Source organism: Paenibacillus sp. 01L418, assembly GCF_056400045.1.
Genome location: NZ_JBFTSN010000393.1, coordinates 1 through 6015, shown reverse-complemented (window position 1 = coordinate 6015; position 6015 = coordinate 1). Strand labels below are relative to the sequence as shown.

9 protein-coding genes are annotated in these 6015 nt (G+C 34.8%); all 9 read right to left on the bottom strand.

Features of this window, described 5'->3' with window-relative positions; genetic code table 11:
- On the bottom strand, positions 1-646 hold a 646-nt coding region (locus tag AC1DSE_RS28560; RefSeq protein WP_477528578.1), incomplete at its 3' end, for an NADP-dependent oxidoreductase.
- Between the two features lie 64 nt (positions 647-710).
- Complete coding sequence (locus AC1DSE_RS28555) at positions 711-1049, bottom strand: ArsR/SmtB family transcription factor (RefSeq protein ID WP_339208387.1); 339 nt, start codon at positions 1047-1049, stop codon at positions 711-713.
- 210 nt (positions 1050-1259) lie between these two features.
- A complete protein-coding gene (locus AC1DSE_RS28550) occupies positions 1260-1598 on the bottom strand; it encodes a hypothetical protein (RefSeq protein ID WP_477512293.1) in 339 nt (112 codons plus the stop codon).
- Between the two features lie 119 nt (positions 1599-1717).
- Positions 1718-2311, bottom strand: a complete 594-nt coding sequence (locus AC1DSE_RS28545; protein WP_477512294.1) for a YdeI/OmpD-associated family protein — start codon at positions 2309-2311, stop codon at positions 1718-1720.
- A gap of 598 nt (positions 2312-2909) precedes the next feature.
- Positions 2910-3263, bottom strand: coding sequence for a hypothetical protein (locus AC1DSE_RS28540; protein ID WP_477512295.1), 354 nt, complete (start codon positions 3261-3263; stop codon positions 2910-2912).
- A 102-nt stretch (positions 3264-3365) separates the two neighbouring features.
- Positions 3366-3767 (bottom strand): hypothetical protein, encoded by a 402-nt coding sequence (locus AC1DSE_RS28535; RefSeq protein ID WP_477512296.1) that lies wholly within the window; start codon positions 3765-3767, stop codon positions 3366-3368.
- 529 nt (positions 3768-4296) lie between these two features.
- A complete protein-coding gene (locus tag AC1DSE_RS28530) occupies positions 4297-4821 on the bottom strand; it encodes a hypothetical protein (protein WP_477512297.1) in 525 nt (174 codons plus the stop codon).
- A gap of 198 nt (positions 4822-5019) precedes the next feature.
- Positions 5020-5490 (bottom strand): hypothetical protein, encoded by a 471-nt coding sequence (locus AC1DSE_RS28525; protein ID WP_477528577.1) that lies wholly within the window; start codon positions 5488-5490, stop codon positions 5020-5022.
- A 106-nt stretch (positions 5491-5596) separates the two neighbouring features.
- Positions 5597-6015, bottom strand: a 419-nt coding sequence (locus AC1DSE_RS28520; protein ID WP_477528576.1) for a helix-turn-helix domain-containing protein, incomplete at its 5' end; no start/stop codon positions are given.

Below are 6015 nucleotides of genomic sequence, written 5' to 3'. Positions count from 1 at the left end.
CACCTAAGGTATCGTACACCGCGTCATAGCCTGTAAGCATTTCTTCAAAATTCTCTGTTTTATAATTAATGATTTGATCGGCTCCCAGTGAGTTGACCAAATCATAGCCTTTATCACTTGCTGTTGTGGCGACATAAGCGCCCATCAATTTGGCCAGTTGGATAGCAAATGTTCCTACCCCTCCAGATCCTGCATGAATCAAAATCTTTTGCCCTTTTTGAAGGTTCAAAATATCGTAAAAGGCTTGGTATGTCGTAAGTCCGACCAGTGGGATTGACGCCGCTTCTTCAAAATTTAGATTTTCTGGTTTAAGAGAAATATCATCTTCATGAATGGCAATATATTCAGCTAACGTTCCGATCCTGTCTTTGCGTGGTCTTCCATAAACCTCATCACCGGGTTTAAATGCGCTCACGCGTTCACCAACCTTGGTTACTACCCCAGAAAAATCATTTCCGAGAACTAAAGGAAAGTCATACGTTAGCAGTAATTTTACTTTTCCTTCTTTTATTTTGAAATCGATAGGATTTAAGCTTGCCGCATAAATCTCTACTAGTACATCATGTTCTCCCATTGTAGGCATTGGTCGTTCCATCATTATTAAGGGCACATTTTTCCCATATCTCTCTATCGTTATAGCCTTCATTATTATCACTCCCATTAAGATCATTCGTTTAAACATATAAACGTATAAAGCGAAAAAATTCATTTTATTCCATTGAAGATTGCAAAGATCCGCTACACTGAGCTTCAATAGCCTCAATTAAAGATTTAAGTTGCTCTAATGGTTTGCGGAGAGTCAGGACATAGTAATTTTCTACGCTCTTTTTCTCGTAACTAACATAACCAGACTGTCTTAATACCTTCAAATGATGGGAGACGGCAGGCCGGGACAAGTCAATTTGATCCGCTATAGTATTAACATTAAGTCCAGCTTTATGCTGTGCAAGCAGCAAAATTATGGCTTGACGTTTTTCGTCTGTAAGGACATCCAGCAAGGGAATGGAATCTTTAAATTGCTGTACAATATGTTCAGTATTTTGGCTCATACACTCCACTTCCGTTCATTCGTTTAATTATATAAACCTATTATAACCAACTTACTGATAAGTTCAAATAATTTAGTCTATACCTATGCTGGCGGAGCAACGCTAGTATCCGTTCTTTATCTGCAAAATCATAATTAACTATTTTATATTTAGCACTATCTTTAATTCATTTTCCAAATCGCAAATCTCATCTATGTATTTCAAGCATTTTTAGTTTCTTTTTGCTGTTGGAAACTCCACAATTTGAATGCTAAATAGATCCAAAACCGCAAAAACTGCCAAAGCAAATCCGCTATTCCATAACGCATGAATCCAATTTTCTTCAAACTTCTTCTTGCATTCATCAATAATCGTTTGGTTAATAATAATAGGAGTTGTTACAGCCATCTCTGAGTAGAGAAGGTCAGTTAAATCCAACTTATCAACCATCCATTTCAGCCCTGCTAGGGTTCCCTTATCATTTTCCAATGTAGCCTTCAGATATGAGTCAATCCAGTTAAGCAACTGATCTTTTCGCTCCTGAGTCATCTCCACAGTAACAATGAACATAAAACCACTCTTTTACCGTTTAGTTTAAAAAGCCATTAGATTTCATTATAAGTCCTGCTAAATGGTATTTAGCGACTGGGTTCTTCTATTTCTTTTGAACAGGAAAACAAATATACATCCTAATCGTTTAAACCTTTTCCATCCAGAATTTGCTGCTTATATTTTTCAACCCTTGACTCGCGAGTTTTGGATTGTTTGGGTTCAGAAAAATAAAAAATGTACGCTCTTTGCCGTCCCGGCGTCAATGCTTCAAAAGCATTTTTCAAGGCAGGCATTTCATCTAATTTGTTTTGAAATTCATCAGGAATTGTGTATTCTGTATTCTTTTTAAAAACCACTTCCAAACCGGATTTTTCAACTTCAATGGCTTCATTAATATAGGATTTCAAGATAGCTTCCATTTCAACTATTTCTTGAACGCTGGTGAACCGAATTTGGCGTGCCGCCTGTACATTTTCTGTTTGTTGGATTAGGATGCCATTGGGATCTTTTAACAAGGCGCCTTTGTGAAACAGAAGCGCGCAATATTCTTTAAATCCGTGGATTAAAACTATGTTTTTATTCTGAAACGTGTAACAAGGATGCATCCACTTATATTCTTCAGTCAGCTCACAGTCAAGTACGATATTTCTCAACTTCTTATATTCTTCTTTCCACTTTTTAGATTTACCTATAAATCCATCAACCTTAAGATTCAGTCCACTATTTGTCATCAAGGAGTCCCCCTCTTCATCATATTACTATTATGTTTTTAATAATAAGCAGATCATTAATAAATCCACTGGATTGCTTGCCGCTCCAAGCTGATGGACACCGACTAATACCGTGTCATCACTTTTTCATCAGTTGCACATAGCTTCCATTGTACTGCATTTTTATGGATTGTACAGTTTGCATACAAACTCTATTACAAATTACTTTTTTATCATATCAATTTGATTGTATACAACCAAATTTATAGATATACCTTCACAAGATATTACCATGCCAGTTGACTCATGATGGCTTCTGTTTCCTGCTGTTCCCCTCATTCTTGCGATTGCTGAACTATGGTACTCATTGTTTATGAAATCAGTCGGTTTTTACAATTTGGCACTTTACACAAACAGAATAAAAGGCCTCCGAAACATTCCGGAAGCCTTTCCATTCATTCCTCTTTTATGCCTAACATCGATTGATCATACTGGCGTTATTCATCCGAGTTGATTTTTTCGGCGCACACTGCGATTAGCACCGGATAAGCTGCATATCGCTCCACGATATGCTTAGCCACCGTACGCATTCCCTACTCGTATAACTTGAGGAATGTATTCAATCTATATTTCTTGGTACGAAACATACGTTAGAAAAGCTGAGGCCATCATCCATATCTTCGCCATCAAGGGTTTGTAATAAATGATACTGAGCAATTTCTCTCTCATTTATCTCAACATTCAATGTGGTTTGAACAAAATATATTGGATCGTCCCATCGATAATTAATAACTAGGGCTATTCTCTCATTTGAAAGCTTTGTCGAAGTTGAGATATCATTACTGTTAAATGCCTCAACAAATTCTTCAGGCTCATCACTAAGCCAAGAGTTTACATATACCCAGAATCCCTCATGTACTTTTTCAAAAGAATTGTATTGCTTAGCGAACTTCTCCAATTCAAAAGCGTTCATATTTTCCCCCGACATCTCAACAAGTAAGCAGTATCACAACAAACTGCTCATTGTTTTTTTTAACTATTTACCCATTAACTCAAACTGTCGTTCACAGTTAAACTATCTTTTATTTAAAAGTAGCAGTCTTTTAGCCAAATAATCCTTTTCTATTGTTTTATTCACTAGGCCATACTTATTTTTTTCATATAGCTTATCGTTTTCTACTGTAAGGATAGTTATGGGTTTATCTAATGTGGTAATTCCTTGTTGAATACTTATTAATAAATTTGAATGTACTTTATTTGACTTTCTCAGAGGTTCAGAGTTTGAATGGATGGTTTCTCCCTTAATATTAATTCTCCCTTCCTCATTACGCCACCATCTAAATGTTTCGATTGCGGAGAGTGACCAATTTAGGTATTCTATCCACCCATCTCCGTGTTCTAGAAAATAAATGATCTCATCACTAGGTCCCGGATCAAATAAAGCATCTGCAGACCATTCTCCTACTATTTCATCCATACTTTTAAACCTCCATAATTATCAATTCTATCTCTTCGTTATGTAAGATTAGGAGGGTCAAAAATCATCATGCTTAAACTAAAAAAAAGTATAAAGGATACAAAACTGAACAAAACGAACCGTGATTTTCTTATATTTATTTTTCTGAAAATTGTTCGATTGCTAAATATTAAAATAGCTAGAAATGTAGTTAATAATAAAAGAGTTATGGGTAGAAGGACGATTATTACATCTTCTTCACCTCTCATATCAGAACCATCATGAAATCCCATAAAATAACCTATTACATATATACATGATGCACTGATTTTTATAATGTATGGAAACATCTGCGCTAAAAATGAATTAATGATTCCACCTAGTATTAGATATAGAGTTTTCAATTACACACCTCCACTCGTGAATAGAGAAATTTTTCATATTGTTTTTTACTATTTGAAAGTGCTCTCTCTGTTGCTTTGAGCTTATCGTTGGTTGATTGAATCGTTTCAAGCTTAAGATTCATGGATTTCACCTTTATTCTCAGTAGTTAGAAATTAACAATCTTCCCCATTCCTTTTAATACCTCAAATATTTTAGTATCATCTCTAGGATCGGGATTTTTTCCATAGCGAATTTGGTATATTTCCTTATCACTTCCTTTAAGCCAATTAGAAGAGATTTTTGGAATATCAATATCATGACTATATAGAGATGATAAATTGGACCAAAAACTACCTAAAAATATTCTTTCGTTACCCACAACTACAACAAAAGGTTTACCGCTTGCAGGTACTTTTCCTTCTAACTTTTCCTCTAGACTAATGCTTTCCTTCATTATGAATTCATGTTCGATCCAATTATATGTTCTCATTTCATTGGCTGTAAGCACAGGTATAGTTTCTAAAGGTAGATCATTAAGCTCTTTACTCATCGCATCAGTTGTAGATAGTTCTTTAACTAAATAGATGGAGAATTCATTAACATCGCTCTCCTCATTACTACTATTACAACCCATAATCAGGAATAGCATAATATTCAAACTTACAAATAATTTAATTGCAGGTAATTTCATAAGAACCCCTTTCTTTAATTTTGACAATCATAACTGAATAGACGTTAGATATTCGAAAATGTTTTATTTTATGGTATATCATCCAATATTAACTTATTCATCTCAACTAAGCTTCTCGTAAACGCAACCAGGCTACCGATTAATACCGGCAGCCTCGTTTTAATGTTTATTAAGTTATATTTGATTGAGAAAACAGTTCTAATCCCAATAGTTAAAGATTATCTCACCTACTGTCTTAGGCATCCAATAAAAAATTTGTTTTAGTTCAAGTTCATTTAGTGTGTTCTCATTTTTCAGCTTATTCTTATGCCCATCTAGCAGCACTTCTTCACTAAGTTCTCTTAAGTGTAAAAAGCGATATTCTTTACTATAAGCTTGAATTCCATTGATGAGAGTTTGATTCTCTATAAATATAACATTCATATATTCAACTCTTGAAGCGATAGCTATTAAAGGGTAATTATTATTTAATAAAATATAAATTTCTTCTCCGTTAAATTGTAAATCCGCACAGTAAAAATTGGTTTCCTGCAGATCGGAAACAGTGACTAGCTTTCCACCAACCTGATTTGCTAAAGCGTAGCATAGATTTTTAAACTGGCTAATGTCTACCAATGATTTAACGATATCAGTGTTATTAAATCCAGAAATTCCATCGCGAAGCAACATAATAAAACACCTCATTTTGACGTCAAAGCTAACAAACCTGTCACTACCTTAAGAAATCCACAAATAAAGACGACATACATCAGTCGGTTTTGAGAGTCGTCCCTCTTCAATTCAAATATGACATATATTCGAAAGCAGTTGTGCCATATACACTTTTAAAATGTTTATTTAAATGGGTTAAATCCACAAAACCGCATGCAGCCACTGCAGAGTAAATATCTCTATTTTTTTCGATCAACTGTTTAGCAAGTTCGATTTTGCAGTTAAGAAAGTATTGATACGGTGAAATTCCAGTATTCTCCTTGAAAAAGCGAATAAACTTAAACTTTGATAAATGAAGTTCGTTACAAATCTCATCAAGTTTCAATACCTGTTCCAGATTGGCATGAAGCATATCCTTTGCTTTGTGAATTAGTGCGGTATCCTTTTTGTTATCCGTCGAAAACTTCGTTTGGACGAGACTATCGGTGAGGGATACGAATAATTCACTACAAACGGCCTCGTCTTTTCCGCTTAATATTGCAT

Bases quoted from the DNA above. Each gene is read 5' to 3' on its own strand.
- AC1DSE_RS28555 (WP_339208387.1), bottom strand. From the start codon at position 1,049: ATGAGCCAAAATACTGAACATATTGTACAGCAATTTAAAGATTCCATT.
- AC1DSE_RS28550 (WP_477512293.1), bottom strand. From the start codon at position 1,598: ATGTTCATTGTTACTGTGGAGATGACTCAGGAGCGAAAAGATCAGTTG.
- AC1DSE_RS28545 (WP_477512294.1), bottom strand. From the start codon at position 2,311: ATGACAAATAGTGGACTGAATCTTAAGGTTGATGGATTTATAGGTAAA.
- AC1DSE_RS28540 (WP_477512295.1), bottom strand. From the start codon at position 3,263: ATGAACGCTTTTGAATTGGAGAAGTTCGCTAAGCAATACAATTCTTTT.
- AC1DSE_RS28535 (WP_477512296.1), bottom strand. From the start codon at position 3,767: ATGGATGAAATAGTAGGAGAATGGTCTGCAGATGCTTTATTTGATCCG.
- AC1DSE_RS28530 (WP_477512297.1), bottom strand. From the start codon at position 4,821: ATGAAATTACCTGCAATTAAATTATTTGTAAGTTTGAATATTATGCTA.
- AC1DSE_RS28525 (WP_477528577.1), bottom strand. From the start codon at position 5,490: ATGTTGCTTCGCGATGGAATTTCTGGATTTAATAACACTGATATCGTT.